We start from the raw sequence: 26,047 nt of genomic DNA, 5'->3' as shown, positions 1-26,047 counted from the left end.
TTATGCTATCATGGCAAAAGCAACTAGTCAGGAAGGAGACAACTGGATGATCCGATTCCCCAAAACCGGAAACAAAAAACGGACAGAGGCCCCGCGAAATCGGTTGAACTTAAAAATGAGAATGGTCTTGTTGATCGCTCTCCTGATTTTAACCGTTGTGGCAGTCATGGGCATCTTCCTTCATTATTTCGTCACCGATACCTTAAAAGGGCAACTGGGGGAACAAGCACTTGCCTTAGCGGAAAGCGTCGCACTCAATCCCGAAATTGCGGAAGCGTTCAATGAACCCGATCCAGCCTCTGTCATCCAACCGCTCATCTCGCCTCTCCAAAAAGCGACCGATGCAGAATTTATCGTGGTCGGCAACACGGAAGAAATCCGCTATTCCCATCCGGTGCCGGAAAAAATTGGCCAAAAGATGGTGGGAGAAGATAACCGGTCAGCACTGATCTACGGAAAATCTTACATATCAGAAGCAACGGGGTCGCTCGGCAGTTCCTTGCGTGCGAAAGTCCCGATTTATGCAGATGGCGAAATCATCGGTGTCGTGTCGGTCGGTTTCCTTGCAACGGATATTCAGACCCTTATTGCAGCTTACAATCAGGAACTCTGGCTCATGCTTTTGCTGATTGCCTCAGCCGGATTTTTAGCGGCTCTTGGCATCGCTTCTTATATTAAACGCCTATTATATGGGCTCGAGCCGGAAGAAATCGCCCATCTTTTATTCCAAAAAGAAACGATTCTGCAGTCGACGCATGAAGGGATCATTGCAGTGGACGGAACGGGCCGCATCACATTGCTCAATCAAATGGCCAAGCGTTTGCTGTTCGGTGACGAAGAGCCGGAAGAAAAGCTGATCGGCGAACCGATTACAGAAGCCTTCCCTGACTCCGAACTGCCCGCCATTTTGAAGTCTGAAGAAAGCCGCTTTGACAAAGAGCGTATGTACGGCAATACGCCTGTTTACGTCAATTCCGGACCGATTTATGTGGAAGGTGAATTGGCCGGTGCCGTTTCCACTTTCCGCAATAAAACCGAAATTGACAAATTGACGAAAGAACTTTCTCAAGTTACGCAGTATGCACAAGCGCTGCGGGCCCAGACCCACGAATTCTCGAACAAGCTCTATACCATTTCCGGGCTTATTCATTTAACTAAAAAGCAAGAAGTCCTGGAATTCATCCAACTGGAGCGCAAGACCCAGCAGGAATGGCATCGCCATCTCGTGGATAAGGTACAGGATCCGTTGATCAGCGGCTTATTGCTCGGCAAATTCCATCAGGCGAACGAACAGCATGTGGCCATCACGATTGAACCGGAAAGCGGATTGGAGACAGAACTGACCGCGTCTCAACAGCAAGCGATTTTATCAGCTCTTGGCAATCTTTTGGACAATGCATTGGAAGCTGTGAAAACAGCTCCATCCGATAACCGGCAGATTTCATTGTATTTCACAGACGTCGGCGACGATCTCCTGTTCGAAATCGACGATTCCGGGCCGGGTCTAGCAGATGCAGATGCTGAACGGTTGTTTGACAAAGGCTATTCTACAAAAGCCGGCAATGACAGGGGCTACGGCCTCCACACCGCTCATCGGTTGGTTGAAAGAGCCGGCGGCGACTTGCATCTGGAAGAAAGTGAGCTTGGCGGGACCTGTTTTGTAATTTCAATACCGAAAGAGGCGACTAAAAGATGAAACCGAACATACATGTACTCATTATTGAAGACGATTTTCGCGTAGCAGGCATTAACCAGGAATTGGTGGATCAAATCGAGGGCTTCCATGTAGAGGCCATCGCTAAAACCGGCGATGAAGCGATCGCTTTTTTGCAGCAGGCGGATCCTTTGCCGGATCTTGTGTTACTGGATGTCTACATACCCGACCGCTCAGGCCTTAGCTTGTTTTGGGAAATCCGCAGCGCCTATCCTAAAGTCGACATTCTTATGCTTTCAGCAGCAACGGATGCCGGGACGATTGAACAAACGATGCGCGGAGGCACTTTCGACTACTTGATCAAACCTGTGGACTTTAACCGTTTTCAAGAAAGTCTGCTCCGCTACCGGGATCAAAAAACGTTCTTCGCGTCAAAGACGGATTTGAAACAAAGCGACATCGATCGCCTTTTCGGCCGCCAGCAAAGCGGGATTTCTAAGGAAGCCGCTCAAGAAGGAGATTTGCCAAAAGGGATTGACGCCTTGACCTTATCTGACGTGCTCGAAGTGTTAACCTCTTCCCCTGCCCCTGGTGTGAACGCGATGGAAACCGGCAAAGCGGTCGGGGTCAGCCGTTCGACTGCACGCCGCTACCTCGAACATTTGGTTTCGACAGGCGATGCGAAAGCCCAGTTGAACTACGGGGAAATTGGCCGTCCTGAACGGCGATACATCCCGTGGACAAAATGAACAAAATGAACGCAAGGCGCTTTAAATGCCTTAATTGAATAATCTTATTTTTCAAACCCCTCTGTGCTAAGTTTATTTCTAGCATCTTTAGCAGAGGGGTTTTTCTAAACGCATGAATTGTATGCGTTTTCATTTACCCTTCCATTTACTTTTTTACATAACGGGAGGAATTATCATGTTAAGTATTATCGGTTTATTGACCATCGTTCTGATCGTCGGCTTATTGATCAGCAACAAAATCACACCGATTGCGGCATTAGTGCTCGTACCTATTGTAGCGGCATTTGTCGCCGGCTTCGGATTTGCGGAAATCGGCGATTTCTTCAACAGCGGGATTGAATCCGTGATGAGCGTGGTCATCATGTTCATCTTTGCCATCCTATTTTTCGGCTTGATGCAGGACGTCGGCTTATTCGATCCCTTGATCAATAAGATGATTGCTTTATCGCGGGGGAATGTCATCGCCGTCGCCGTCGGAACGGTGTTGATCGCCGCAGTCGCACAGCTTGACGGCTCAGGGGCCTCCACATTCCTGATCACGATTCCCGCCTTGTTGCCGCTCTATAAACGCTTGAAGATGAATCCGTACTTATTGCTCTTGCTCGTCGGTACCTCAGCGAGCATCATGAACATGCTGCCATGGGCTGGCCCGCTTGGCCGCACGGCAGCCGTTCTCGGAGTCGATGTGACAGATCTCTGGCGCCCATTGATCAAAGTACAAATCATCGGCCTCCTATTGTTGGTCGGGCTTGCTATATTACTCGCAATCCGCGAGAAGCGGTTGATCGCAAAGCGCGGTGATTTCAACGAAGAACTTTATAAAGAGGCGGCTTCGCCGATCGACAACGCAGACGATGAAGCAAGTTTGAAAGCTGCTTCTCTGCGCCGGCCAAAATTACTATGGGCCAACGCCATTCTTGCACTCGCGATCATCGGCATTTTGGTCTGGGGGATCGTTCCCGCCGGTTTCACTTTCATGATTGGGGTGAGTTTGGCCTTGCCGCTTAACTATCCAAATATGAAAGACCAGATGGAACGAATCAAAGCACATGCACCGAATGCGTTGCTGATGGCAGCGATTATCCTGGCTGCCGGGTCATTCCTTGGAATTTTGAATGGCACGTTGATGTTAGATTCCATCGCTACGGACTTAGTAAAAATACTGCCGGCATTTGTCTTGCCCTACCTGCATCTGATCATCGGATTTTTCGGCGTTCCATTCGACTTATTGCTCAGCACCGACGCCTATTACTTCGCCCTTTTGCCGATAGTAGAACAAGTGGCTTCCGGCGCAGGCGTTTCATCGCTTTCAACCGCTTATGCCATGATTATTGGAAATATCATCGGCACTTTCGTCAGTCCTTTTTCTCCGGCGCTTTGGCTTGCTCTCGGCCTCGCCGGACTCGAAATGGGCCGCCACATCCGCTATTCGCTATTGATCATGTGGGGCTTCAGCATCGTCTTGCTTGCCATTTCCGTCTTGATCGGCGTCATTTAAACAGAAAAAATACCGCTCCCGTTTTCGGGGAGCGGTATTTTTAGTTGCCCTTCAATCAATTGCCGGTCCGGCTAAACTCACGGATCCTTTCACCAATTGCATCGCGGACGCTTTGGAAAACCTGCCATTTTTCGTGTTCTGTGCCTTCCGCTTTTGCGGGATCTTCAAATCCCCAATGAGCGCGTTTTACGTGCGGCGGTGTCACCGGACATTTATCCGCTGCATCTCCGCATAAAGTAACTACAAAATCAGCGTTAGTTAGGATATCCATGTCGATCCGATCCGATGTTTGAGCAGAAATGTCGATTCCGACTTCATTCATCGCTTTGACTGCATTTGGATTCAAGCCATGCGCTTCGATTCCCGCACTTAGCACTTGCCAGTCCTCACCTAGAATCTCTTTTCCCCAGCCTTCAGCCATCTGGCTGCGGCAAGAATTGCCTGTACATAAGAAATACAAAGTTCTTTTTGCCATAATGAAAACTCCTTTCAAAAACAAATGGTTCTGACCTCACTCTTTCGCAGCGAGCGGGGATTTGATGAAGAATGAAATGACCAACCCGACAGCCGCTAAAATCAAGCCGAATGTGAAGGCATTTTGAATGCCTGCTGTTAAAGACGCGGCGATAGAAGAAGGATCTGCCGGTTCAGCCGCATCTTTTAGGAAACTTTCCTGCGATGTGGACATGATCGTGATCGCGACAGCTGTACCGATTGCGCCGGACACTTGCTGCAGCGTATTCATTAACGCCGTACCGTCCGGATACAAGTTTCGCGGCAACTGGTTCAAGCCATTTGTCTGAGCGGGCATCATGACCATCGAGATGCCGATAAATAAGAATGTATGCAGCACGATGATCCAGTAAATGGACGTTTCGGTTGTAACGTTTGTAAATTGCCAAAGCATGATCATCATGAGGATGAATCCGGGTGTCACGAGTCCGCGCGGTCCGTACTTATCAAATAAGCGTCCCGTCACCGGTGACATCAATGCGTTCAAAAGCCCGCCTGGCAGGAGCACAAGCCCCGCGATTAAAGCGGCTAAGCCAAGCCCCGTCTGCAAGTAGAGCGGCAGCAGGATGCTCGTTGACAAAATAACCATAAAGGCGATGAAGACGCTCAATAAGCCCAATGTGAACATTGGAAACTTAAAGACGCGCATATTGATCATCGGCTGCGCCATTTTCAGCTGCCGCAGCACGAATAGGAAGAGTGCTGCCACGCCGACAAGCAACGTCGACACGACAATGGCGCTTCCCCATCCTTCTTCTCCGGCACTGCTGAAACCGTAGACGATGCCGCCAAAACCGATCGTCGAGAGAATGATGGAAACCACATCGATTTTCGGTTTGGTGATTTCAGAGACATTTTGCATGAAGACAATGCCAAAAACTAAGGCAAAGACTAAGAACGGCAATGAAATCCAGAAAATCCAATGCCAGTTCAAGTTTTCAATCAATAATCCGGAAATGGTCGGCCCGATTGCCGGTGCAGATACGATAACAAGCCCCATAAGCCCCATGATTGCTCCGCGGCGATGGACCGGATAGATGACGAGAATGGTATTGAACATCAGCGGCAACAATAAGCCGGTGCCGATTGCCTGGATAACACGGGCTACCATTAAAACTTCAAAAGTTGGCGCCAGCGCTGCGAGCAACGTCCCTCCGATCGAAAAGCCGAGGGCGGCCATGAACAGCTTGCGCGTTGTAAACCATTGCAGCAATAGACCTGATACCGGCACCAGGATGCCGAGCGTTAACAGGTAACCGGTCGTCAGCCACTGAACGGTGGCTGAATTGATGTTGAATTGCATCATCAAATCCCCTAACGCCATATTTAAGGCCGTTTCACTAAAAAGCCCGATAAATCCGGCAATCAGGAATGAAACTAGGATGGGGGTCGTTCTGAAAATAGGTTGTTTCGGTAATGCGGTTGTTTCGGCCATGAATAATTTCCTCCAATAATCGTGAATCTACATGTTTCGATTTGGATCATGCAGCATGTTTGGTGTTCGATGTGGCTATTTACGAATTGTCCAACAACCATCAAAAGGAACTGGCCTTTATTCAGTTGTTGTCCAAAAATACTTTGGCCATCGTTCAAGAAAGTTACTTCCTCAAACTCCAAGGATGTTCTGCAATCCCCATTTTTTCTTCTTTTTCCATACTACCCTATTCAAAGCAAACAAAAAAGAAGAGCTGCGAATGTAAGCCCTTCCTTTTTCAAAAAAATTTAGAGAAGCTAAAAATCAGGTTAGTTTCGCTATATCCATCAGGTTTTCAAAACGGTCAATTTTGCGGTCGAAACTTTGGACTTCACCAAAACCATAAGCTGCATAGACGAAAGGAATCCCTGCGTATTCAGCAGCTTGCTGGTCTCCTGCTGTATCTCCGATATAAATCGGCTGCTTGAGCCCGTTTCGCTCGATCAGCAACTGAATATTTTCACCTTTCGATAAACCGGTTCTTCCCGGGTTTTCAAAATCCTTAAAATATCCTTCCAATTGATGGAATGCCAGAAATGCTTCGATATAACCTTCCTGGCAATTGCTGACGATGTAGAGCGGATAGCTTTCTGCCAACCGGCTCAATACTTCCTCCACCCTGTGGTAAAGTTCACCGCCGCTTTTGTTCAAATAAACGCATTCAACTTCCCCACAAGCCTCGATCAATTCAGCCCTTACCGTTTCATCGTATTGTGGAAACAGTTTCTTCATGATGTCTTGCATTTGAAGGCCCATGGTCGATTTTAAATCTTCGACCGTAATCGGCTCTGCGTCCAAATTGTTTTGTTCAATTGCGGCATTCCAGGCAGCAGCGACGGTTTCGCGGGAATCCCATAACGTTCCGTCCAAATCAAATATGATGCTATCCACTGACAATCCATCCTTTCCTTCTAAAACAAAAACCGGAGCAAATTTGCTCCAGCTTGTCTTCAATTCACTTTTTTCGAACTGTTCCAATACATTTCCCGCAGGCGGAATTTTTGCAGTTTTCCTGTCGCGGTCTTTGGCAGCGCTTCGACGAACTCAATCGACTTCGGCGCTTTAAAATGTGCCATTTTTGAACGGGTGTAGTCGATGATGTCTTGCTCCGTCACATTTGCTTCCGGCTGCAGCACAATGATCGCTTTTGGCACTTCGCCCCATTTTTCATCCGGCACGGCAATAACGGCGACTTCCATTACATCCGGATGCTGATAAAGCACGCCTTCGATTTCAGTGGAAGAAATGTTCTCACCGCCTGAAATGATCATGTCTTTGATGCGGTCCTGGATTTCGATATAACCGTCTGGATATGTAACAGCTAGATCACCCGTATAGAACCAGCCATCTTTGATCGCTTCCGCTGTTTTTTCAGGATCTTTGTAGTAGCCGCTCATGACGACATTGCCGCGTGTGATGATTTCGCCAAGTTCTTTGCCGTTCCAAGCGACTTCACGGCCATCTTCTTGATTGACGACTTTTGTTTCTCCATTAAACGCCAGTTCAATTCCTTGCCGCGCTTTTATTCCTGCTTGTTCTTCCGGCGATTTGCTGTCGAATTCCTTTTTCCACTCACAGTAAAGGATGAACGGGGACGTCTCGGTTAAACCGTAGACATGCATCATGTTCAATCCGAGAATCTGCTGGGCTTTCGCAATCAACGCTGCAGCCGGAGGAGCTCCAGCTGTCGCCATCCGGGGGTTGGTTGAAATCTTTACCTGTTTCGCCTTCGGTTCATTTACAAACATATTGATGACCGTCGGTGCACCGCAAAGAAGCGAAATATGATGTTTTTCAAAAAGCGCCAAAATTAGTGGAGGATCCACTTTCCGGAGGCACACATGGGTGCCTCCGGCAGCAGTTAGCGCCCATACGCCGCCCCAGCCGTTAGCATGGAACATCGGCAAGGTATGCAGATAGACATCATCGTGCGTGACATTCAAATGATGAAGGAAATTCGCAGCGTTCAAATAATTGCTGCGATGCGTCAACATGACTCCTTTAGGGTTTGAAGTCGTGCCGCTCGTATAGTTCAAGGTCAACATCTGATTTTCATCGATTTCCACTTCAGGCAATGGCCCTTCGCTTTCAGACGAGGAAATGAACGTTTCATACGTTTCTCCGTCAATACGAGAATCGTGGCCATCCACTTCGACAACGATGTATTTTTCAATCGGCAATTCTTTTTGGATGCCTTCAATGATTTTTCCGAATTCCGCATCGACAATCAGCATCCGTGCATCACTGTGGCGGATGATGTATTCCAAATCTTTGGCTGTAAGCCGGTAATTTAGCGGAACCATTACAGCGCCAAGCTGGCAAATGCCGTAGAAGCATTCGAGCATATAATGGGTATTCGGCAGCATCACTGCCACATGGTCGCCTTTTTGGATGCCTGCGTTATGTAAGGCAAAAGCTAGCTGATCCGTACGTTTACCGAACTCTTTATATGTAAAAGTCTTGTCCTCGTCAATGATCGCCGTTTTATCCGGATAGTACTTGATCGCCCGGCGCTTCCAATCGAGCGGTGTTAAAGGTGCAAACATGATAGACGTTCCTCCTTTATTCCCAAAGATTTCACAACTGTTATAGGTCAAGTATATTTCTGCTGTGAAACTGTGTCAATTTAATCGTCGGAATTCACCGACAATTTCATGGATGATGAAATGGTTAAACGAAAAACTCCCTATATTGTTTACATAATTATTTTATTAAACTCATAAGCATATGGTTATGAGTTTAATTTATCTGTAAATTTATTAGTTTACATAACTTTTTTATTTATCTAATAAGCGATCGCTTATGTATAAGATGAGGTATTGAAATCCAAAAAAAAGCATTGCCCGAGGGCAATGCTTTAAACTTCTATTATTCGGTTTTTGCTTCGATCCGATAAGCCGCAATGACTTTTCCTTCCGACCCCTCATCTAAAATGAACGATCCATTCGAGTAGCGGTCAACCGGTTTTAAGTTGTTGGCTGCAAGGTTCATCCGTATGCCTTTAGCTGTTTCGAGAAGCACTTCTTCCTTCCCTGTCGCTGCCATTACAGCAACCACCCGGTGAGGATTCGACTTCAACTCGCGGAGCATGACAACTCCCCGTTTCGCCCGGCTTCCTACTTCGAATTCCTGAAGCTTCATTTTCTTCGCGGCTCCGCGCTGCGTCACTAAGATCAGATCCTGTTTTTCCTCCGGATTGATCAAGATAGCAGATACGACTTCGTCGCCGTCTTTCAAATTAACGCCTTTGACGCCAGCTGTACGAAGTCCCGTAACCGGAATTTCTTCTATCGGGAATCGCACACCGTAAGCTTGGTTCGTTCCGATGAAAATTTCGGTTTCCTTTTTCATCAATCCGGCAAAAATCATCGCATCGTCTTTTTTCAAGTTCATCGTTTTGATTGCCCGAGAATAGCGCTGGACATGGTAATCTTTTAAGGCCGAGCGCTTGACCAAGCCGTTTTTCGAAACGGTCAAAACATAAGCGTCTTCATCAAAGTTCTCAAACGGATATGCTGCAAGAATTGATTCATTGGGCTCCAATTGAACAATGCTTGATAAATGCTGGCCTAAGTCTTTCCATTTGATATCCGGCAGCTCATTCACCGGCTGGTAAACAAAATTGCCAGCTGTCGTGAACAGTAAAATTGTATTTTGAGTGTTCAGATTGCCTTCAAACAGCAAGTGGTCAGTGTCTTTCATCGCAAAGTCCTGGCCATTCGATGCAGCATGTGAACGGGTGCTTGTGCGTTTCACGTAACCTTCTTTTGTTACGGTAACCACAACATCTTCACTCGGAATCATGACTTCGCGTGTAATTGTGATTTCCTGGATTTTCTCTTCAATCGAAGAGCGGCGAGGCTCTGCAAATTGCTTGCGGACATTCGCCAGTTCTTTCTTGATGACGTTCTTCAGCTTGGTCGCACTCGTCAAGATTCCCGTCAATTCAGCAATCAGCTTTTTCAAGCTGTCCGCTTCCGCTTTCAATTCCGTGATATCGGTATTCGTCAAACGATATAACTGCAAGGAAACGATGGCTTCTGCCTGTGCTTCAGAAAACGCATAAGAGGCAATTAAATTATTTTTCGCATCGCGCTTGTCTTTCGAAGCACGGATCGTTTTGATGACTTTATCGAGAATGGATAAAGCTTTTATCAGGCCTTCTACGATATGCATGCGGTCATTGGCTTTCTGCAAATCAAATTCCGAGCGCTTCGTCACAATCTCTTTTTGGTGGTCGATATATGCATCAAGCATCGACTGCAGCGTCATCATTGTCGGACGGCGTTTGTAGATTGCCACCATATTGAAGTTGTAGCTGACTTGCAAATCGGTATTTTTATAAAGGTAATTCAAAATACCGTTTGCATCGACGTCTTTTTTCAATTCGATAACGATGCGCAATCCTGTTCTGTCAGACTCGTCGCGAACTTCTGAAATCCCTTCCAGTTTACGGTCAAAGCGGTGATCGTCGATTTTCTTGATCATGGACGCTTTATTGACTTCAAATGGAATTTCGGTGATGACAATTTGCTCTTTCCCGCCTTTTAGCGGTTCAATGGCAGCTCTTGAACGGACAATGATTTTCCCTTTGCCGGTTTCGTAAGCCTTTTTGATGCCGTCGACCCCTTGGATGATTCCTCCTGTCGGGAAATCCGGCCCATGGATGACCGTCATCAACTCATCAACAGTCGCTTTTGGATTGTCCATGCGCATCAATACAGCGTCCAGCACCTCATGCAAGGCATGCGGGGGGATATCCGTTGCGTAACCGGCGGAAATCCCTGTCGAACCGTTGACCAGCAGATTCGGGAAGCGGGATGGCAATACCGTCGGCTCCATGTCCGAATCATCAAAGTTCGGGATGAACTCTACGGTCCGCTTGTCAATATCACGCAGCAATTCTGATGAAATCGCGGATAGCCGCGCTTCTGTATAACGCATAGCAGCCGGCGAATCGCCGTCCATTGATCCATTGTTGCCGTGCATCTCTACGAGCATATGGCGGATTTTCCAGTCTTGGCTCAAACGCACCATCGCTTCGTAGACCGAACTGTCTCCGTGTGGATGGTAGTTGCCGATGACATTCCCGACGGTTTTAGCCGATTTACGGAATGCTTTATCGTTCGTATTGCCTTCTTTGTACATGGCGTAAAGAATCCGGCGCTGTACCGGCTTTAAACCGTCCCGGGCATCCGGAAGCGCACGGTCCTGGATGATGTATTTACTATAGCGTCCAAACCGATCGCCGATGACTTCTTCTAATGGCAAATCTTGGAAACGTTCGGTTTGTGTCATACAAGTTCCTCCTCAGCATGAATCAAATCATTTTCTAGAATATTTGCGTCTTCCTCCATGCCGAAGTCGACGTTGTTTTCAATCCATTTTCTTCTTGGTTCTACTTTATCGCCCATCAAGGTCGTAATTCTGCGTTCAGCGCGCGCGCCGTCTTCGATGGTCACGCGGATCAAGGTCCGGGTTTCCGGATTCATCGTCGTTTCCCATAATTGGTCGGCGTTCATCTCGCCTAGCCCTTTATAGCGCTGCAGCATATAGCCTTTGCCGACTTTCTTGGTCGAAGCTTCAAGGTCCGCTTCGGTCCAGGCGTAGTCGACCACTTCTTTTTTGCCGATGCCTTTCGATACTTTGTAAAGCGGCGGCAAGGCAATAAACACTTTGCCCGCTTCGATCAATGGCTTCATGTAGCGGTAGAAGAACGTCAGCAGCAGCACTTGAATGTGCGCGCCGTCCGTATCCGCATCGGTCATGATGATGACTTTATTGTAGGCGATGTCCTCGATCGAGAAGTCTGATGACACGCCGCCGCCAATGGCGTGGATGATCGTCGAGATTTCTTCGTTTTTCATGATTTCTTCCAATTTCGCTTTTTCGGTATTGACGACTTTTCCGCGGAGCGGCAAGATCGCCTGGAAGGTCCGGTCGCGCCCTTGCTTCGCTGAACCGCCGGCCGAATCTCCTTCGACCAAGTACAATTCATTTTTAGCAGCGTTGCGGGATTGTGCCGGCGTCAATTTGCCGGACAATAACGCATCTGATTTCTTGCGTTTTTTGCCGTTGCGGGCATCTTCACGCGCTTTACGGGCTGCGAGGCGCGCTTGGGAAGCACGAATGGCTTTTCGTACAAGCGACGCACTTAACTCCGCATTTTCTTCAAGGAAATACATCAATTTCTGTGATACGACAGAGTCAACGATGCTGCGGGCTTCACTTGTGCCGAGCTTGCTTTTCGTCTGGCCTTCAAACTGCAGCAATGCTTCCGGAATGCGGACCGATACAATCGCCGCTAACCCTTCCCGGATGTCTGAGCCTTCCAAGTTCTTGTCTTTGTCTTTCAGCAAATTGATTTTTCGTGCATAGTCATTGAATACGCGGGTCATCGCCGCTTTCGCACCCGTTTCGTGCGTACCGCCGTCGCGTGTGCGTACATTATTGACGAATGACAGAATCGTTTCCGAATAGCCGTCGTTAAATTGAAAAGCGAATTCAACTTCCATCTCTTCCTGTTGCCCTTCGATATAAGCGACGGGATGCAGAACATCTTTTTCTTCATTCAAATAGCTGACAAACGCTTCGATCCCCGTTTCAAAGAAAAACGTGTCGTGGGCGTCGGTGCGTTTATCCGCTAATTCGATTTTCAAGCCTTTCAATAAAAAGGCGGATTCGCGCAAGCGCTCGCATAAGGTTTCATAATTGTATTTCGTCGATGAGAAAATCGTGTCATCCGGCAAGAAATGGATCAAAGTGCCGGTTTCTTTTGTCGAGCCGATTTCTTCGAGTGTCGTCACTGGCTTGCCGCCATTTTCAAAACGCTGGCGGTATTTTTTGCCGTCGCGGTGAATCGTCACTTCGAGGAATTTGGATAACGCGTTGACGACAGAAGCCCCCACGCCGTGGAGTCCTCCACTCGTTTTATAGCCGCCTTGCCCGAATTTCCCGCCGGCGTGCAAGACGGTTAAAATAACTTCAGGCGTCGGTTTTCCGCTTCGGTGCATCCCGGTCGGCATGCCCCGCCCGTAATCCCGGACACTTAAACTATTGTCTTCGTGGATCGTCACATCTATTTTTTCACCAAATCCCGCCAATGCTTCATCGACTGAGTTGTCGACGATTTCATAGACCAGGTGGTGCAAACCTCTCGCATCGGTAGAACCGATATACATACCCGGGCGTTTTCTAACGGCATCTAAGCCTTCGAGTACTTGGATTGCTTCTTCGTTGTATGCCGTATTTTGAATTTTGGCCATTGCTTTCCCTCCATCAAACATCTGTTCGTACATATCTCTCTTTTAATCGTATCGATAACCGTGCTATCTGTCAATAATCACAGAAAAAGAGAGCTTTGCGCCCTCTTCTCCTTCGTGATCTTATTTAAGGATGGCATGTTCCACTTTGATGCACCGGTCCATGATGACCGTGTAGCCTTTATCGGTCAAATCATTGAAAACTTCTTCATCGACGACGTTCAATTGCGTCCAGAAGACTGGGCAATCGATCTTTTTGAAATCTTCCGCAAGTTCCGGAAGAAATTCACTGCGCCTGAAAACGTTGACAATGTCTACCGGTTCCGGCAGATCCAGTAACGAAGCGTAGCTTTTTTCGCCTAACACTTCGTCTGCTGCCGGATTGACTGGAATGATCCGATATCCCGCTTTTTGCATAGCTTCGGATACCATATAGGACGTCCGGTTCACGTTCGGGCTAAGCCCCACTACGGCAATGGTCTTGGCAGTATCCAGTATTTCTTTGATTTCTACACGGCTTGGATTGTTCATGCACTTCACCTATCCTTTTTCCGTATTTTCAATGAGTTAGCAGTATCATGCGGAGCCGATGGTTTCATTCATCAACTGCTGTGTCCCTCTATTGTATCATATTCGGCGGCGTTCAGCATTGGCAATCCGGCTCTCTATATTGTCGAACGAACGCGCTTCGTGTTAAACTTGAACTATAAATATCAGCTGTTCAAAGGAGTTCAACATGGACATATTGCTTCCAGTCATACTAGCTTATCTGCTCGGCTCGATCCCGTCCGCATTATGGGTTGGGAAAATCTTTTACAAAACGGATATCCGGACAAAAGGCAGCGGCAATTTGGGCGCGACCAATACATTCCGTACTCTCGGCATCAAAGCGGGCATCGCGGTGACCGTTCTTGATATCTTAAAAGGGACTGCTGCCACCATGATTCCGCTCTACATGGAAACAAATGTCCACCCGCTGGTATTCGGGGTAATTGCGGTTATTGGCCATATGTTCCCGATTTTTGCGAAGTTCAAAGGCGGCAAAGCGGTTGCCACATCCGGCGGCATCTTGCTCGGCTATCAATGGCCGTTGTTCATTGTGGCAGTAGTTGTCCTCTTGATTGCTTTAAAAATCACAAAAATGGTATCGCTGTCATCGATTATCCTCGCTATCGTTGCAGTCATCTATACCTTGATTTACGCATTTAATACCGGGGACTATCCATTCCTTATTGTCATCATCATTCTCGCATCATTTATCATTTACCGGCACCGTGCGAATATCGCACGTATCAAAGCCGGTACAGAACCGAAGGTCAAATGGCTTTAGCTGAATGAAAGGGCGTGCACGATACGTGGAAATCAAAATCTCTGAAGATGCATTTACATGGTTTCATAATGAAATGGAAGTCGAATCTGGCGACACGATCCGTTTTTTTGTCCGCTACGGAGGCGCAGGAAACCTGCAGCCCGGCTTCTCGCTCGGTGTCACAAAAGACGAGCCGGACAATGCGGCCGCAGCCATTGAACAGGACCAAGTGACCTACTATATTGAAGAACGGGATATTTGGTATTTTGATGGCCATGACTTAATAGTCTCGGTCAATGACGAATTGCACGAACTTGATTATTCATACGAAAAAGAAAAAGCGTGAGGCTTCTCACGCTTTTTCTTTTTTGAATCTATTCAATTGATCGATCATGCCTTCCGCTTCCAATATACGGATTTGGTGTTCTCCGAAAAGATCGAAATGCGGATAGTTGCCGCGAAGGTCCATCCATTCCGGTTTCAATCCGTATTGACTGCCCCATTTTTCGAGTTTTTTTAAATTGCGGCAACCGACCTTTGTGACAGTCGATGCGCCCGGGAATCGCTCATCGATCCAATAATGGGTCAAGAATGCGATTTTTTCATCTTCCACGTCCTGCTTCCACTGATTCAATTCGTCCCGCTTAATTCCGAACGCCATCGGGAGACTTCCTTTTGATTTCCTCGTATTTCGCATGCCATTCCGGGTAGATTTTCTTGATCGACACCGGACGGAAATTGTCCTTTTTCACGACGACGTGCTCGGATGTCGCTTTTGCAGCAAGCGTGCCATCTTCGTGGAGCACTTCGTAGCCGTATGTCGTGCGCAGCCGGTCATGGCTTTCCACCCATGTCCGCACGATCGCTTTCTGTCCGTAGCGGAGCGCTGCCTTGTATTGGATCGAAATGTCCGTCACCGGAGACAGATAACCGTCTTTTTCCATCCCTGCATATGTAAAACCTAAGTCTTCAATCAATTTTGTCCGGCCGATTTCCAGCCAAATAATATAATTGGCGTGGTAGACAACGCCCATTTGATCGGTTTCCGCATAACGGATTTCAATTTCTTTTTCACTGATGTACATTTCCTTTTCACCTCTGTCTGTAAGTATACAAAAAATCCGGATAGAAATAAAAAATAAGCTGCCGAGAACTTCTCGGCAGCTTATTTCAGGTTTTCTTATTGTCCAGACTCCAACAGCCAAGTTCTCGGGTCATAAGTCGTCTCACCTGTGCGGCAAAGAACGCCGCTTCGGCAATCCGTCTTATGCCCGTCGAACTTACACGGCTGTTTCCGCTTTTCTTACGCTTCTACTAATTTTCTGCGCAGTACCATTTGAAGGATACCACCATGGCGGTAGTAATCCACTTCAACTTCAGAGTCGAAGCGCACTAATGCGTCGAATTCTGTTACTGTGCCGTCTTCAGCAGTTGCTGTAACTTTCAAGATGTCGCGTGGTTTCACGTCATCTGTCAAGTTCACTGAAATGCTTTCGCGTCCAGTCAGCCCTAGTGAATCAGCGTTTTGTCCATTAACGAATTGCAAAGGAAGAACACCCATCATTACAAGGTTTGAACGGTGGATACGCTCATAGCTTTCCGCAATGACTGTTTTAATTCCAAGAAGGAATGTACCTTTAGCAGCCCAGTCACGTGAAGAACCCATACCATAGTCTTTGCCCGTAAGCACGGCTAGGCCAGTTCCTTGTTCCTGGTATTTCATCGCTGCGTCATAGATCGGCATGATTTCACCCGTTGGCCAGTAAGTTGTGAAGCCGCCAGTTGTTCCTGGAGCCACTTGGTTACGGATACGGATGTTGGCGAATGTTCCGCGCATCATGACTTCATGGTTTCCTCGGCGTGAGCCGTAAGAGTTGAAGTTGCGTGGTTCTACGCCGTTTTCGCGCAAGTATTTCCCTGCTGGTGTATCTTTTCCGATTGCTCCAGCTGGTGAAATGTGGTCAGTCGTGATCGAGTCAGCAAATTTCGCAACAACACGCAAATCAGCAAGTGTTTGAATTGGCTGAGGCTCTCTTGAAAGACCTTGGAAGAATGGCGGGTTCTGGATATAAGTCGAGTTTTCATCGAAGTTATATAAAGAATCGTCATTTGTTTCGATTGCGTTCCAAGTTTCGTTCTCGTCGAACACGCGAGCGTATTCTTTACGGAATAATTCAGGCGTTACTGTGCTCTTAACAACTTCGTTTACTTCTTCAGTTGTTGGCCAGATATCGCTCAAGAAGACATCATTGCCTTCTTTATCTTGTCCGATTGGGTCGTTTTGAAGATCGATATCCACTGTTCCAGCTAAAGCATAAGCGACAACTAACGGTGGTGAAGCCAAATAGTTCGCTTTTACAAGCGGATGGATGCGTCCTTCAAAGTTACGGTTACCCGAAAGAACAGAAGTTACCAATAAGTCGCTGTCTAAAATCGCATCTTCGATTTCAGGAAGCATCGGGCCTGAGTTACCGATACACGTAGTACAGCCGTAGCCGACCAAGTTGAAACGGATTTGCTCAAGGTAATCCAAAAGTCCAGCTTGCTGCAAGTAGCCAGTTACGACTTTTGAACCTGGAGCAAGTGAAGTTTTCACGTATGCAGGCGGCATTAAGCCTTTTTCAACTGCTTTTTTCGCAACAAGTCCAGCACCAAGCATTACGTAAGGGTTTGAAGTGTTCGTACAAGACGTGATGGCAGCGATGCCGATTGCGCCCGTCTTCATTTCAGCTGTTGAGCCGTCTTTGAAGTTGACAGTAGCTGTCTTGTTGATTTCTTCTTCGCCTAACGCAAAACCGTGCGGGCCTTCAGGTCCTGTAACCGCTTTGTTGAATTCCGTTTTCATTTGAGAAAGAGGAATCAAATCCTGCGGGCGTTTAGGTCCTGAAAGGTTCGGTTCGATAGTCGAAAGGTCCAATTCGATTGTATCTGTGTAAACAGGATCTTTGTCTGCATCGAAGAACATATCGTTTGCTTGCAAGTAAGCTTTAACGATGGCAATGTGGTCTTCCTCACGGCCAGTTAAGCGCAAGTAGTCAAGTGCTTCTTCATCAACTGGGAAGAATCCGCAAGTTGCGCCGTATTCCGGTGCCATGTTCGCAATTGTTGAACGGTCTGCAAGCGGCAATGTTGTAACACCAGCGCCGTAGAACTCAACAAATTTACCAACCACACCTTTTTGGCGAAGCACTTGTGTAATTTTAAGTGCCAAATCCGTAGCAGTCGCGCCGTTTGGCAATGCATTTGTCAATTTAACGCCGATTACTTCAGGAATCGGGAAGAATGAAGGTTGTCCAAGCATTCCAGCTTCCGCTTCGATGCCGCCGACGCCCCATCCAAGAACACCAAGACCGTTGATCATCGTTGTGTGGGAATCTGTTCCGACTAAAGTATCCGGGTAAGCTTCAAATGTACCATCTTCGTTCGCGATGGCATGAACCACGTTCGCTAAGTACTCAAGGTTAACTTGGTGAACGATACCCGTTTCAGGTGGAACTGCACGGTAGTTGTCATATGCTTTTTGAGCCCAGCTAAGGAACTGGTAACGCTCTGCATTGCGTTCGAATTCTAATTTCGTGTTGATTTTCAATGCTTCGTTTGTACCATAGCTGTCTACTTGCACAGAGTGGTCAACGACTAAGTCAACCGGTACATCCGGATTGATTTTGTTTGGATCTCCACCCATTTCAGCCATAGCTGAGCGAAGTGCTGCCAAATCGACAACAACTGGAACCCCAGTGAAATCCTGAAGAATAACGCGGGAAGGCTTGAACGGAACTTCAGCTTCCTTGTTTGCGTTCTTGCCCCATTTAGCAAGTTCTTCAACATGCTCGTCTTTGATGACGTATCCGTCGTGCTGGCGCAGGACAGATTCTAAAAGGACTTTAATTGAGTAAGGAAGTCGTGATACTTTCGCGATTCCTGCTTCTTCTAATGCAGCTAAACGATAGTAGTTAAACGTTTTGCCATTTAGCTCAAAAGAAGTACGGCTGTTATGCAAACTGCTTTTTGCCATGATCATGTTCCTCCTTTAAATCTTCTGAAAAGGCTTTTGTTAGCGTCTTTTCTCCTCTTCTATCATAACGAATCCAGAAGCATAAGTAAATTACATTAAAATTATAGAATGTGATAAGTTTTTCCAATTACTTGTTGGAACTAGCATGAAGTTTTTCCAATGTCTTCTCCAATTGCTTTAAATGGCGCTTTTCATGCAGCCCAACAAATGGAAACCATTGGATTAAAGGCACTTTGCCGAAAACCGGATGCGGCAATGATTTTGCTTCGAGTGCTTCAGGTGAAGCCTCTTTATAAACTGTATCAAGCAACTCGGCGGATGCTTCCAAACGCTTCTTCATCTCTTCTAGAGACACAAAGTCATTCGTCGGAACCACGTATTTGGGGGCATTAACTTTGATTAACCGGCTGACAGTTAATTGAATCGGCTTTTTCCTTGCCTTTTCGCTTTCGCTTTTTGTAAGTTGTTTTTGGACGTTCCTAGCGACCATCGATTCCATCAGCTGAAGATGATCGAGGATTTGCATCGGCGACCATTCTTCCGGAGAAGGTTTCGTATTTAGGATGTCGTCTGAAACGCCATTCACCGCTCCCAATACTGCGGCTCGAACTTTTTCATTGTCTTCTTTATACATTCGAATGCCTCCATTTTCATCTCTAACTAGCCTTTTGCCTTCTTGTATGGCATACCCCATTTCCACCATAAACAAGCACTTTTGTCCAGTATACAGAAAAAAGTGGGGCTTTCTATAAAAAACCACGTGTTTACGGGGGTTTCAAGGGGAAAGTGCCTTCTATTCAATCCATTTAATGGTATAATTATAAAAGAGAATGAGAAGAGGAGTGTGACGGAATGCCTTATGGTTATGAAAAATTTCGTTTGAAAAATGGCATCAGCCCGAATACGGTTGTCCACGAAGTCCAATTGATTCGAGCGCTCTTCGCCTTTTTGCGCAATACATATAAAAAACCGGTGGAACCGCATGAGATCCGGCCGATTGATATACAAAAATTCCTTCAGCAGCAACACGAAACAGGCATTAAAGACAGCACGTTAAACCGCAAGCTGATCTATATCCGCCTGTGGTTCGATTATATGTGGCAGATCGGTAAGATTCCGGTGGATTTCATGCCGAAATTTAAATTCGCTGAAAAGCTGGATCTGACACCGGCGGATATTCACGTAAACTACGGAGAACTGCTAGAGAAAAAAGATTCGGTGCTTGAATCCAGCCAGTTGTCCTTGAATGCCAAAATTCTTTTCATCTTATATATGAGAGGACTGCGCTTGCGCGATATGACTACGATAGAAGTGGACGATTTTGAAGATGTGGATGGCGGCCTGTTGCTGCCATTGGAGAAAAAGGATGGCTATGTCTGCCAACTTGAATTTTCCGGCAAAGAGATTCCGGTTTTGATGGAAGGAATTGAACGCGCGATTTTCCGCAATACGCCCTATCTGCTTTCTTCAAAAGTGAAGGACGGCTATTCCATGTTCAAGATGGGTTCCTTGTCAGATTACACGGAGGCGTTAACGGACTTTTTGGGTGTGCCTATCCGTTCTGGAGACCTTCGTTTTGCCTATGTCCACCATCTCTATACGGTCGAACATAAAAATTTAGAAGAAATCCAGGAAATTATGGGAGTTTCACTTGATTCCGCTTCCCGCATGCTGACAGAATCGTTGACTCGCCTAAAACAGGATTGACCCATAAAAAAACGCCTGCCCAATTTTCGGGCAGGCATTTTTGACGATTAAATAAAGAATTCGAAATCGATGGCGAAATTCAAGATGACCAGTGTATGAAGTGCTACAAACCAAAGGGCTTGGCGATTCAACTTCTGCGTGTTTTCGAAAACCATATCCATCATCTCCTTTCAAGAAGTATACTGAATAATTTTTTAATTTGCAAAAGATTATTTTCACTTTTCATTGAATTATTTTTATGATTAGATGGAGCCATAGACGATGGGAGGAATTGGGATGAAAAAAGCATTATTAGTTGTGGATTATACGGTGGATTTCGTAGCGGATCACGGCGCATTGACGGTTGGAAAACCCGGGCAGGCCATTGAAGCGAAAATATGCTCGTTGACCGAGCAATTTTTGGAGAATGGCGACTTCGTTGTTATGCCGGTCGATTTGCATGAACATGAAAATGAATTGCATCCGGAGTCGAAACTGTTTCCGCCGCATAATATACGCGGAACAGCTGGCCGGGATCTTTACGGGCATCTTGCAGAAGTATACGAGCAGCATAAAGAAGAAATTGTCTGGATGGATAAAACGCGGTATAGTGCTTTTGCCGGCACCAACCTGGAAATCATGCTGCAAGAGCGCAATATCACAGAAGTTCATATTGTCGGGGTCTGCACGGACATTTGTGTGCTCCATACTGCAGTCGATGCTTACAATAAAAACTTTGCGATCAAAGTCCATGAAGCGGCGGTTGCGAGCTTCGACGAAGAAGGCCATCGCTGGGCATTACGGCATTTCAAAAACACCCTTGGCGCTGAAATCCTATAAAATTTACTTGTAAATGTTTCAAACGTCCTGAATAAGGTTATATATTCAGTGTAGCAATTATTCATAACCTTAAAAGGAGCTGGAACGAAATGGGATTTCTATTATATTTGATCATGGGTGGTATCATCGGATGGCTTGCGGGTCTAATCCTCGGTAAAGACATTCCTGGAGGTATTATCGGGAACATTATTGCAGGTATTATCGGGGCATGGCTTGGTGGCTTGCTGCTTGGAGACTGGGGTCCTGAAATTTGGGGCGTATTCATCATCCCTGCATTAATTGGTGCTTTAGTGCTTGTCTTTGTATTGAGCTTGATCTTAGGTTCAATGAGAAAAGGCCGCAGAGCTTAATAACAAACAAAAAAAGAAGCGAGGCATCTGCCTCGCTTCTTTTTTATGGTGTTTTAAATTGCTCTTCATACAAGTGATAATAATGCAGAATGTCTTTTACATAACTATCGCTATGGTTATATTGGAAAATTGCCTTTTCCAAATCCCCGTCTGCTGCACCGTATTTCGATAAGAAATTGGCTGCGCTATACAAAGCGTCTGTCAGATCATAGGGATCTGCCACTCCGTCCCCATTCCCGTCTACACCGTAACCACCGTATTCTTCGATGACAGCCGGATCGGTTTTTTCCTTCTCGGGAATTTCCCCTCCCCCTAATCCAGAACAGGTCGGGTGCTGCCAACCAACAAATGTGCAAGGCATGAATTGCAGATGGCCTTCAGCACCAACCGGCGATAAAAGCGGATCCATCGTTGAAAATTTGGTTTCAATGCGATGATGGGCGGCAAGCAATGTCCACGGAATGCCATACGTTTCTGCCGCTTCTTTATACAAGGGGATGTTTTCTTTTGGAACTTCCAATTCAAACAATTGCTGGGGCGTCTCTTTGATTGTATGCACAATATCTCCTGGGTTAAACACATTAAAAATCACAATCGCGAGTGTAGTTATCACAAGCAATACCGGCACCAGGATGATCAAAAACCAAATTTTGATCCGAGTTGCCAGACTCTTTTTTTTCTTTTTCTTCATTTTCCCACACCTATCACGTATTTCCCCCAGTTTAACATAAAGTTTTTTATTTTTCTTTTGGTAAATAAAAACAGTATTCATCTTTCCTTTAAATTTGCCTAGCCAATGGATGACATTCCGGTATACTAAAAGAAAGGTGGTGTTAATCATGTGGGAAGATTTTAAGAAATTTGCGTTAAAAGGAAATGTCTTGGATCTGGCTGTCGCGGTTGTCATCGGTGCAGCATTCGGTAAAATCGTCTCTTCTCTTGTTGAAGACATCATTATGCCGCTTATTGGGATCTTAATCGGCGGTTTCAGTGTCGAAGATTTAACCTATTCTTTGAATGGCGTAAACCTTCGTTACGGCGCTTTCGCCCAATCGGTCATCGATTTTTTCATCATTGCATTCTCTATATTCTTAGTGATTCGATTGTTTACGAAATTCAAGCGCAAAAAAGATGTGCCTGCAGAGGAAGAACCAGAAGTGCTCGACAAAAAAGAAGAGCTTCTTGTGGAAATCCGCGATTTGCTGAGCAAAGAAAAAACCGGTCTCTAACGACCGGTTTTTTTCATTCGATTAAATTTTGCAGGTCTTTTACAATATCATCGACCGGCACTTCTTCAAAGCCATCATAATTATTGGTGACTTTTCCTTCCTGGTCGACTAGATAAAAGGAAGTTCCATGCACGACTTGATCGCTGTTCGGATCATCTTTTACAAAAGCTTTAAAATTTTCTTTAGCGAAATCCGCGATTTCCTGCTGGCTGTAGCCAGTCAGTAAATTCCACTTGGAGTCGTCCGGCACGGAGAAATTCGCTAGGTATTCCGCCATTTTTTCGGGAGTATCTTCTCTCGGATCGACGCTGAAAGCGATAATTTTATAGTCTTCGATACCTTTTTCGATCAATTCTTCTTGAATATTCGCCATATTAAACGTCATTGGCGGACAAACTGTTTCACAATTTGTAAAAACAAATGTTGCAAGCCACGGCGTTCCTTTTAAACTTTCCAAAGATACCGTTTCGCCTCGCTGGTTAGTATGTGAAAAATCGTCGATCGGCTGATCACCACATGCTGAAAGCAAAAAGACCAAAGCTAAAAGCACGAGCATTTTGAAACCTTTCAATTGCCTGCCCCCATTCTTCTGCTCTATCCATCTTATCGAATGAGGACGTTGAATTCAATATTTGCAGGCCTTCCTTTATCACAATTCTGTGAAATCAGGATACTTTCAAAGTGATGAGCGCGTCGTGTATCGCTACAAGTTTTGCCTCCACCCGGTGCATCAAATAAAATGACACAAAGATCGGAAATCCAACTTCCTGGATTAAACGCATCCATTCATCCATCGTTTTCACCTCACTCCTATTTTAAAAAGCTCTCCCGTTAAGGAGAGCTTTTGTTGCTTATAGCGGGTAATCTGTGACATTCCGTTCAACAAGCCGGGCAGCCTTCGCTTTTGCAAAAGCAGAACCTTCCACTTCAAAGATGTTTTGCGTAATGATGGTCTGCATGCCCGCATTTAATTCTTGCGTTGTGACGTCTTCACGCGGTTCCTCTATCGATAAAGTTACATCTTTTCCTGCAGCTGTTTCAAATATCAATTCCAATGTTTTGGCCATTTCCTATTCCCCCTTATTAATTGAATTACGCGAAGATGTTCAAGCCGGATTGTTTTTCCACAAGCATCATCGGTTTTGTACCGAAGTCTGCCAATACGACTGCCACTTCAAAGATTTGTGTTGCTCCTGCCGCTTCTGTAACATTGTGGTACGCTTTTACTTTTTTCTTCGGCTTGCCTTTGCTATCCAAGCCAAGATCAAATGTGCAACGGATGCTTGCACTTTTAAATTCGCTGACTGCCATGTCGATCACCTCCTTTCATTCGCTATATAGACACAAATGAAAAAAGAAGATACCTTTTTAATGAATTTTTTAAAAAACCCTTCTATAATAGGAACAGGTATGAATAAATGAGGTGAACAAAATGGCACTTGAAGGTTGGTTTTTATGGTTTATCTTATTCTGGGGCGCTGTTTTAATCGGTAGTTTTGCTATAGGCGGATATTTCATGTTCCGCAAATTTCTTAAATCGATGCCAAAAGAAGACGGGCTTTCGGATTTGAACTGGGAAGAATATTATGTCGATAAGACGATCCATTTATGGGGTGCTGAAGAGAAAGCAATGTTGAATGAGTTGGTCCAGCCGGTTCCAGATCTTTTCCGTCCTGTCGCCAAGCAGAAAATTGCTGGCCGGATTGGACAGATCTTATTAGAGGAAAAAGTGAAATCAATGAAACTTGAACATATCATTCGGGGTTATATCTTAGCTACGCCAAAAAGGGACCACAAATTCCTCCGCAAAAAGCTGGCTGAGATGCAGATCGATGTCCATCCCTATGAAGTCTATTTCAATCAGGAAAATCAAAAGACCGTATAATGAAAAAAGCGCAGCCCTCAATTTGGGACTGCGCTTTTTACTTTATTCGTCATTTTCTTATATTGCAGATACATGGCTAAGCGCCATGGCACAATCATGCTGAAAGCCAGGATAAAGAACATTCCCCCGAGCTCACCTACATCAATTGTTGCACTCAGCACCACTTTTGCAATCACCCGGATCAGCAATAAACCAAATAAAATGAACATGAATGCCTTTGATTGCTTTAAATAAATATCGCCGTCCCGCACTTCAAATTTCGAAGTCCAGATGAGAACCGTCGAAAACAGCATTCCCACTAAACAGGCTTCAAGAATCTGCATGGGGTGCACCCGAAAAAATGGAAAGACGAACATCAGCGCACCTGTTGACATGAATAAAGGCGGCAAAATAATCTTTTTGGCCGAGGCCGGTTTTTTCGCCGATTTATTGCGGACAAACATTGCCAAAATCCCCATTCCGAGCGCTCCGACTGTCGTCACAATCAGCATGAGTTCAGGAGAGATCATTTCAAACATTGAAGCTCACCTTGCTTACTATTAAAATTTTTTTACTTTCCATACTTACACCCGCTTACTCCGCTTTTACTGATGATAATCATACCATCATTTAAAACCCTTGGAAATCTCCAAATATCGGGCTTAAAATCCGTATAATATATGTCATGCCATCGAAGAACAAGAGAATTCCGACTGCGATCATGACATAGCCGCCAATTTTCATGATTTTGTTGCTGTTTCTGCGCAGCCAGCCCGTCTGTGCAACGAAGAACGACAATACAAAGAACGGAATCGCAAAACCAAGAATATAAGCGATCATATACCAAATCCCAGATCCCGGATTTGTTGCAGCTAAGGCATAAATTGCCGCTGTGATTGGTCCGGTACAAGGCGTCCATCCAGCTGCAAAGGCAATGCCGATGACAAAAGTTCCAAGAAAACCGGATGGCCGGTTTTTAAATGAAAACTTACGGTCTTGCATAAGAAACTTCGGTGTGAATACCCCGACAATCATCAAGCCGAAAACCACAATGAAGATAGCGCCTAGTTGGCGGATCAAATCATCGTAGCGCAAAAACCATTCGTAGAAAAATGAAGTGCTGAATCCGAGCGCAATAAAAATGGTTGAAAAACCGAGAAGGAAAAATAAGGTATGGTACATACCTCGGCGCTGCATTACCTTTTTATCATTTTTAATCTCATCAATCGTCATGCCTGTTATATAAGATAAAAATGCTGGATACAGCGGCAGCGTACACGGCGAAATGAAACTCAGAAATCCTGCCCCGAACGCCAAAAACAAGTTTATATCTGCAGCCACTATTGGTCACTCCTTATCCTCGCTTTAACCGCAAAAATGAACTTGCGAATCAAAGTCCAATTGAATCCACTGCTGCTCGATGATACCCAAAGAGCATAGTTTCTCTTTTTTACTCCTCCCATCTTACCAAATAATCTCGAGCAAAACCGCCTCTTTGCTTGTGACATATTTGTGGACAATGATTTTGGCCCCTTTTTTCACTTTTTTTGTTACGCTTTTTTCTTTTTTTAGATAAACCTTATGTAGTTTTCTACATGTATAAT

Annotated in this window: 28 protein-coding genes; 10 read left to right on the top strand and 18 right to left on the bottom strand. The window is 45.7% G+C overall.

Features of this window, described 5'->3' with window-relative positions; genetic code table 11:
• Positions 1-46: 46 nt before the first annotated feature.
• From AC2EXB_RS09745 to AC2EXB_RS09735, 3 genes are all read left to right on the top strand, one after another.
• Complete coding sequence (locus AC2EXB_RS09745; RefSeq protein ID WP_483604678.1) at positions 47-1,696, top strand: ATP-binding protein; 1,650 nt, start codon at positions 47-49, stop codon at positions 1,694-1,696.
• A complete protein-coding gene (locus AC2EXB_RS09740) occupies positions 1,693-2,403 on the top strand; it encodes a response regulator (RefSeq protein WP_483604676.1) in 711 nt (236 codons plus the stop codon). Before AC2EXB_RS09745 ends, AC2EXB_RS09740 begins: the two co-directional genes overlap by 4 nt.
• A 175-nt stretch (positions 2,404-2,578) precedes the next feature.
• Positions 2,579-3,901 carry a CitMHS family transporter gene (locus tag AC2EXB_RS09735; RefSeq protein WP_483604674.1) on the top strand — a complete coding sequence of 441 codons (1,323 nt, stop codon included), beginning with the start codon at positions 2,579-2,581 and terminating at the stop codon, positions 3,899-3,901.
• 55 nt (positions 3,902-3,956) lie between these two features.
• Here the strand turns inward: AC2EXB_RS09735 and arsC are convergent, their stop codons facing one another.
• The 7 genes from arsC to AC2EXB_RS09700 form a co-directional block, all read right to left on the bottom strand.
• Entirely contained in the window at positions 3,957-4,376 is a 420-nt protein-coding gene (gene arsC / locus AC2EXB_RS09730; RefSeq protein WP_483604673.1) for an arsenate reductase (thioredoxin), read from the bottom strand.
• A 36-nt stretch (positions 4,377-4,412) separates the two neighbouring features.
• Positions 4,413-5,849 (bottom strand): DHA2 family efflux MFS transporter permease subunit, encoded by a 1,437-nt coding sequence (locus tag AC2EXB_RS09725; RefSeq protein ID WP_483604672.1) that lies wholly within the window; start codon positions 5,847-5,849, stop codon positions 4,413-4,415.
• Positions 5,850-6,152: 303 nt separating this feature from the next.
• A complete protein-coding gene (locus AC2EXB_RS09720) occupies positions 6,153-6,779 on the bottom strand; it encodes an HAD family hydrolase (protein WP_483604670.1) in 627 nt (208 codons plus the stop codon).
• Between the two features lie 59 nt (positions 6,780-6,838).
• Complete coding sequence (locus AC2EXB_RS09715; RefSeq protein WP_483604669.1) at positions 6,839-8,434, bottom strand: long-chain-fatty-acid--CoA ligase; 1,596 nt, start codon at positions 8,432-8,434, stop codon at positions 6,839-6,841.
• Between the two features lie 322 nt (positions 8,435-8,756).
• Complete coding sequence (gene parC, locus AC2EXB_RS09710) at positions 8,757-11,186, bottom strand: DNA topoisomerase IV subunit A (RefSeq protein ID WP_483604668.1); 2,430 nt, start codon at positions 11,184-11,186, stop codon at positions 8,757-8,759.
• Complete coding sequence (parE, locus tag AC2EXB_RS09705) at positions 11,183-13,153, bottom strand: DNA topoisomerase IV subunit B (RefSeq protein ID WP_483604667.1); 1,971 nt, start codon at positions 13,151-13,153, stop codon at positions 11,183-11,185. Before parE ends, parC begins: the two co-directional genes overlap by 4 nt.
• Positions 13,154-13,273: 120 nt before the next feature.
• A complete protein-coding gene (locus tag AC2EXB_RS09700; protein WP_235199141.1) occupies positions 13,274-13,681 on the bottom strand; it encodes a CoA-binding protein in 408 nt (135 codons plus the stop codon).
• A 205-nt stretch (positions 13,682-13,886) separates the two neighbouring features.
• Between AC2EXB_RS09700 and plsY the strand changes: the two genes are divergently transcribed.
• Positions 13,887-14,480, top strand: coding sequence for a glycerol-3-phosphate 1-O-acyltransferase PlsY (gene plsY / locus AC2EXB_RS09695; RefSeq protein WP_483604666.1), 594 nt, complete (start codon positions 13,887-13,889; stop codon positions 14,478-14,480).
• Between the two features lie 25 nt (positions 14,481-14,505).
• A complete protein-coding gene (locus AC2EXB_RS09690) occupies positions 14,506-14,805 on the top strand; it encodes a HesB/YadR/YfhF family protein (RefSeq protein WP_483604665.1) in 300 nt (99 codons plus the stop codon).
• A gap of 6 nt (positions 14,806-14,811) precedes the next feature.
• On the opposite strand, the gene AC2EXB_RS09685 is transcribed toward AC2EXB_RS09690, so the two are convergent.
• The 4 genes from AC2EXB_RS09685 to AC2EXB_RS09670 form a co-directional block, all read right to left on the bottom strand.
• Positions 14,812-15,120: a hypothetical protein gene (locus AC2EXB_RS09685; RefSeq protein WP_483604663.1), complete on the bottom strand. Its 309-nt coding sequence runs from the start codon at positions 15,118-15,120 to the stop codon at positions 14,812-14,814.
• A complete protein-coding gene (locus AC2EXB_RS09680) occupies positions 15,104-15,544 on the bottom strand; it encodes an acyl-CoA thioesterase (protein ID WP_235199138.1) in 441 nt (146 codons plus the stop codon). Before AC2EXB_RS09680 ends, AC2EXB_RS09685 begins: the two co-directional genes overlap by 17 nt.
• 218 nt (positions 15,545-15,762) lie before the next feature.
• Entirely contained in the window at positions 15,763-18,474 is a 2,712-nt protein-coding gene (gene acnA, locus AC2EXB_RS09675) for an aconitate hydratase AcnA (protein ID WP_483604662.1), read from the bottom strand.
• Positions 18,475-18,601: 127 nt separating this feature from the next.
• Positions 18,602-19,108, bottom strand: a complete 507-nt coding sequence (locus AC2EXB_RS09670; protein ID WP_483604661.1) for a DinB family protein — start codon at positions 19,106-19,108, stop codon at positions 18,602-18,604.
• Positions 19,109-19,326: 218 nt separating this feature from the next.
• On the opposite strand from AC2EXB_RS09670, the gene AC2EXB_RS09665 reads away from it, so the two are divergent.
• The 3 genes from AC2EXB_RS09665 (at position 19,327) to AC2EXB_RS09655 (ending at position 21,350) form a co-directional block, all read left to right on the top strand.
• Positions 19,327-20,181 carry a site-specific integrase gene (locus tag AC2EXB_RS09665; RefSeq protein WP_483604659.1) on the top strand — a complete coding sequence of 285 codons (855 nt, stop codon included), beginning with the start codon at positions 19,327-19,329 and terminating at the stop codon, positions 20,179-20,181.
• A 276-nt stretch (positions 20,182-20,457) separates the two neighbouring features.
• The gene (locus AC2EXB_RS09660; protein WP_483604658.1) at positions 20,458-21,000 is read left to right on the top strand and encodes a cysteine hydrolase family protein; all 543 of its coding nucleotides are present in this window, start codon (positions 20,458-20,460) and stop codon (positions 20,998-21,000) included.
• An 89-nt stretch (positions 21,001-21,089) separates the two neighbouring features.
• Positions 21,090-21,350, top strand: a complete 261-nt coding sequence (locus AC2EXB_RS09655) for a GlsB/YeaQ/YmgE family stress response membrane protein (RefSeq protein WP_235199134.1) — start codon at positions 21,090-21,092, stop codon at positions 21,348-21,350.
• A 43-nt stretch (positions 21,351-21,393) separates the two neighbouring features.
• Here AC2EXB_RS09655 and AC2EXB_RS09650 read toward each other — a convergent pair whose 3' ends face one another.
• A complete protein-coding gene (locus AC2EXB_RS09650; RefSeq protein ID WP_483604657.1) occupies positions 21,394-22,041 on the bottom strand; it encodes a lytic transglycosylase domain-containing protein in 648 nt (215 codons plus the stop codon).
• 148 nt (positions 22,042-22,189) lie between these two features.
• On the opposite strand from AC2EXB_RS09650, the gene mscL reads away from it, so the two are divergent.
• Complete coding sequence (gene mscL, locus AC2EXB_RS09645) at positions 22,190-22,579, top strand: large conductance mechanosensitive channel protein MscL (protein ID WP_483604656.1); 390 nt, start codon at positions 22,190-22,192, stop codon at positions 22,577-22,579.
• A gap of 13 nt (positions 22,580-22,592) precedes the next feature.
• On the opposite strand, the gene AC2EXB_RS09640 is transcribed toward mscL, so the two are convergent.
• The 4 genes from AC2EXB_RS09640 to AC2EXB_RS09625 all read right to left on the bottom strand — a co-directional run bounded on the left by AC2EXB_RS09640 (position 22,593) and on the right by AC2EXB_RS09625 (position 23,890).
• Complete coding sequence (locus AC2EXB_RS09640; protein WP_235199287.1) at positions 22,593-23,135, bottom strand: SCO family protein; 543 nt, start codon at positions 23,133-23,135, stop codon at positions 22,593-22,595.
• 109 nt (positions 23,136-23,244) lie between these two features.
• Positions 23,245-23,373 (bottom strand): YvrJ family protein, encoded by a 129-nt coding sequence (locus AC2EXB_RS09635; RefSeq protein WP_251473109.1) that lies wholly within the window; start codon positions 23,371-23,373, stop codon positions 23,245-23,247.
• A 57-nt stretch (positions 23,374-23,430) separates the two neighbouring features.
• Positions 23,431-23,646: a DUF2922 domain-containing protein gene (locus tag AC2EXB_RS09630; RefSeq protein WP_251473108.1), complete on the bottom strand. Its 216-nt coding sequence runs from the start codon at positions 23,644-23,646 to the stop codon at positions 23,431-23,433.
• A gap of 25 nt (positions 23,647-23,671) precedes the next feature.
• A complete protein-coding gene (locus AC2EXB_RS09625; RefSeq protein WP_251473105.1) occupies positions 23,672-23,890 on the bottom strand; it encodes a DUF1659 domain-containing protein in 219 nt (72 codons plus the stop codon).
• 121 nt (positions 23,891-24,011) lie between these two features.
• On the opposite strand from AC2EXB_RS09625, the gene AC2EXB_RS09620 reads away from it, so the two are divergent.
• On the top strand, positions 24,012-24,464 hold the full coding sequence (locus AC2EXB_RS09620) for a DUF2621 family protein (protein WP_235199128.1): 453 nt from the start codon (positions 24,012-24,014) through the stop codon (positions 24,462-24,464).
• A 17-nt stretch (positions 24,465-24,481) separates the two neighbouring features.
• Here the strand turns inward: AC2EXB_RS09620 and AC2EXB_RS09615 are convergent, their stop codons facing one another.
• Together AC2EXB_RS09615 and AC2EXB_RS09610 are read right to left on the bottom strand one after the other, a co-directional pair.
• On the bottom strand, positions 24,482-24,973 hold the full coding sequence (locus AC2EXB_RS09615) for a CcdC family protein (protein ID WP_483604735.1): 492 nt from the start codon (positions 24,971-24,973) through the stop codon (positions 24,482-24,484).
• Positions 24,974-25,073: 100 nt separating this feature from the next.
• The gene (locus tag AC2EXB_RS09610; RefSeq protein ID WP_251473100.1) at positions 25,074-25,784 is read right to left on the bottom strand and encodes a cytochrome c biogenesis CcdA family protein; all 711 of its coding nucleotides are present in this window, start codon (positions 25,782-25,784) and stop codon (positions 25,074-25,076) included.
• Between the last annotated feature and the right edge of the window lie 263 nt (positions 25,785-26,047).

It is taken from the genome of Planococcus alkaliphilus, from assembly GCF_057031095.1.
Note: the sequence above shows the minus strand (reverse complement) of the source record. Positions and strands in the feature narration are given on the sequence as shown.

What these genes read in the sequence shown, in the direction of transcription:
- AC2EXB_RS09745 (WP_483604678.1), top strand. Translation starts at nt 47, where the DNA reads ATGATCCGATTCCCCAAAACCGGAAACAAAAAACGGACAGAGGCCCCG.
- AC2EXB_RS09740 (WP_483604676.1), top strand. Translation starts at nt 1,693, where the DNA reads ATGAAACCGAACATACATGTACTCATTATTGAAGACGATTTTCGCGTA.
- AC2EXB_RS09735 (WP_483604674.1), top strand. Translation starts at nt 2,579, where the DNA reads ATGTTAAGTATTATCGGTTTATTGACCATCGTTCTGATCGTCGGCTTA.
- arsC (WP_483604673.1), bottom strand. Translation starts at nt 4,376, where the DNA reads ATGGCAAAAAGAACTTTGTATTTCTTATGTACAGGCAATTCTTGCCGC.
- AC2EXB_RS09725 (WP_483604672.1), bottom strand. Translation starts at nt 5,849, where the DNA reads ATGGCCGAAACAACCGCATTACCGAAACAACCTATTTTCAGAACGACC.
- AC2EXB_RS09715 (WP_483604669.1), bottom strand. Translation starts at nt 8,434, where the DNA reads ATGTTTGCACCTTTAACACCGCTCGATTGGAAGCGCCGGGCGATCAAG.
- parC (WP_483604668.1), bottom strand. Translation starts at nt 11,186, where the DNA reads ATGACACAAACCGAACGTTTCCAAGATTTGCCATTAGAAGAAGTCATC.
- parE (WP_483604667.1), bottom strand. Translation starts at nt 13,153, where the DNA reads ATGGCCAAAATTCAAAATACGGCATACAACGAAGAAGCAATCCAAGTA.
- AC2EXB_RS09700 (WP_235199141.1), bottom strand. Translation starts at nt 13,681, where the DNA reads ATGAACAATCCAAGCCGTGTAGAAATCAAAGAAATACTGGATACTGCC.
- plsY (WP_483604666.1), top strand. Translation starts at nt 13,887, where the DNA reads ATGGACATATTGCTTCCAGTCATACTAGCTTATCTGCTCGGCTCGATC.
- AC2EXB_RS09685 (WP_483604663.1), bottom strand. Translation starts at nt 15,120, where the DNA reads ATGGCGTTCGGAATTAAGCGGGACGAATTGAATCAGTGGAAGCAGGAC.
- AC2EXB_RS09680 (WP_235199138.1), bottom strand. Translation starts at nt 15,544, where the DNA reads ATGTACATCAGTGAAAAAGAAATTGAAATCCGTTATGCGGAAACCGAT.
- acnA (WP_483604662.1), bottom strand. Translation starts at nt 18,474, where the DNA reads ATGGCAAAAAGCAGTTTGCATAACAGCCGTACTTCTTTTGAGCTAAAT.
- AC2EXB_RS09670 (WP_483604661.1), bottom strand. Translation starts at nt 19,108, where the DNA reads ATGTATAAAGAAGACAATGAAAAAGTTCGAGCCGCAGTATTGGGAGCG.
- AC2EXB_RS09665 (WP_483604659.1), top strand. Translation starts at nt 19,327, where the DNA reads ATGCCTTATGGTTATGAAAAATTTCGTTTGAAAAATGGCATCAGCCCG.
- AC2EXB_RS09660 (WP_483604658.1), top strand. Translation starts at nt 20,458, where the DNA reads ATGAAAAAAGCATTATTAGTTGTGGATTATACGGTGGATTTCGTAGCG.
- AC2EXB_RS09655 (WP_235199134.1), top strand. Translation starts at nt 21,090, where the DNA reads ATGGGATTTCTATTATATTTGATCATGGGTGGTATCATCGGATGGCTT.
- AC2EXB_RS09650 (WP_483604657.1), bottom strand. Translation starts at nt 22,041, where the DNA reads ATGAAGAAAAAGAAAAAAAAGAGTCTGGCAACTCGGATCAAAATTTGG.
- mscL (WP_483604656.1), top strand. Translation starts at nt 22,190, where the DNA reads ATGTGGGAAGATTTTAAGAAATTTGCGTTAAAAGGAAATGTCTTGGAT.
- AC2EXB_RS09640 (WP_235199287.1), bottom strand. Translation starts at nt 23,135, where the DNA reads ATGCTCGTGCTTTTAGCTTTGGTCTTTTTGCTTTCAGCATGTGGTGAT.
- AC2EXB_RS09635 (WP_251473109.1), bottom strand. Translation starts at nt 23,373, where the DNA reads ATGGATGAATGGATGCGTTTAATCCAGGAAGTTGGATTTCCGATCTTT.
- AC2EXB_RS09630 (WP_251473108.1), bottom strand. Translation starts at nt 23,646, where the DNA reads ATGGCCAAAACATTGGAATTGATATTTGAAACAGCTGCAGGAAAAGAT.
- AC2EXB_RS09625 (WP_251473105.1), bottom strand. Translation starts at nt 23,890, where the DNA reads ATGGCAGTCAGCGAATTTAAAAGTGCAAGCATCCGTTGCACATTTGAT.
- AC2EXB_RS09620 (WP_235199128.1), top strand. Translation starts at nt 24,012, where the DNA reads ATGGCACTTGAAGGTTGGTTTTTATGGTTTATCTTATTCTGGGGCGCT.
- AC2EXB_RS09615 (WP_483604735.1), bottom strand. Translation starts at nt 24,973, where the DNA reads ATGATCTCTCCTGAACTCATGCTGATTGTGACGACAGTCGGAGCGCTC.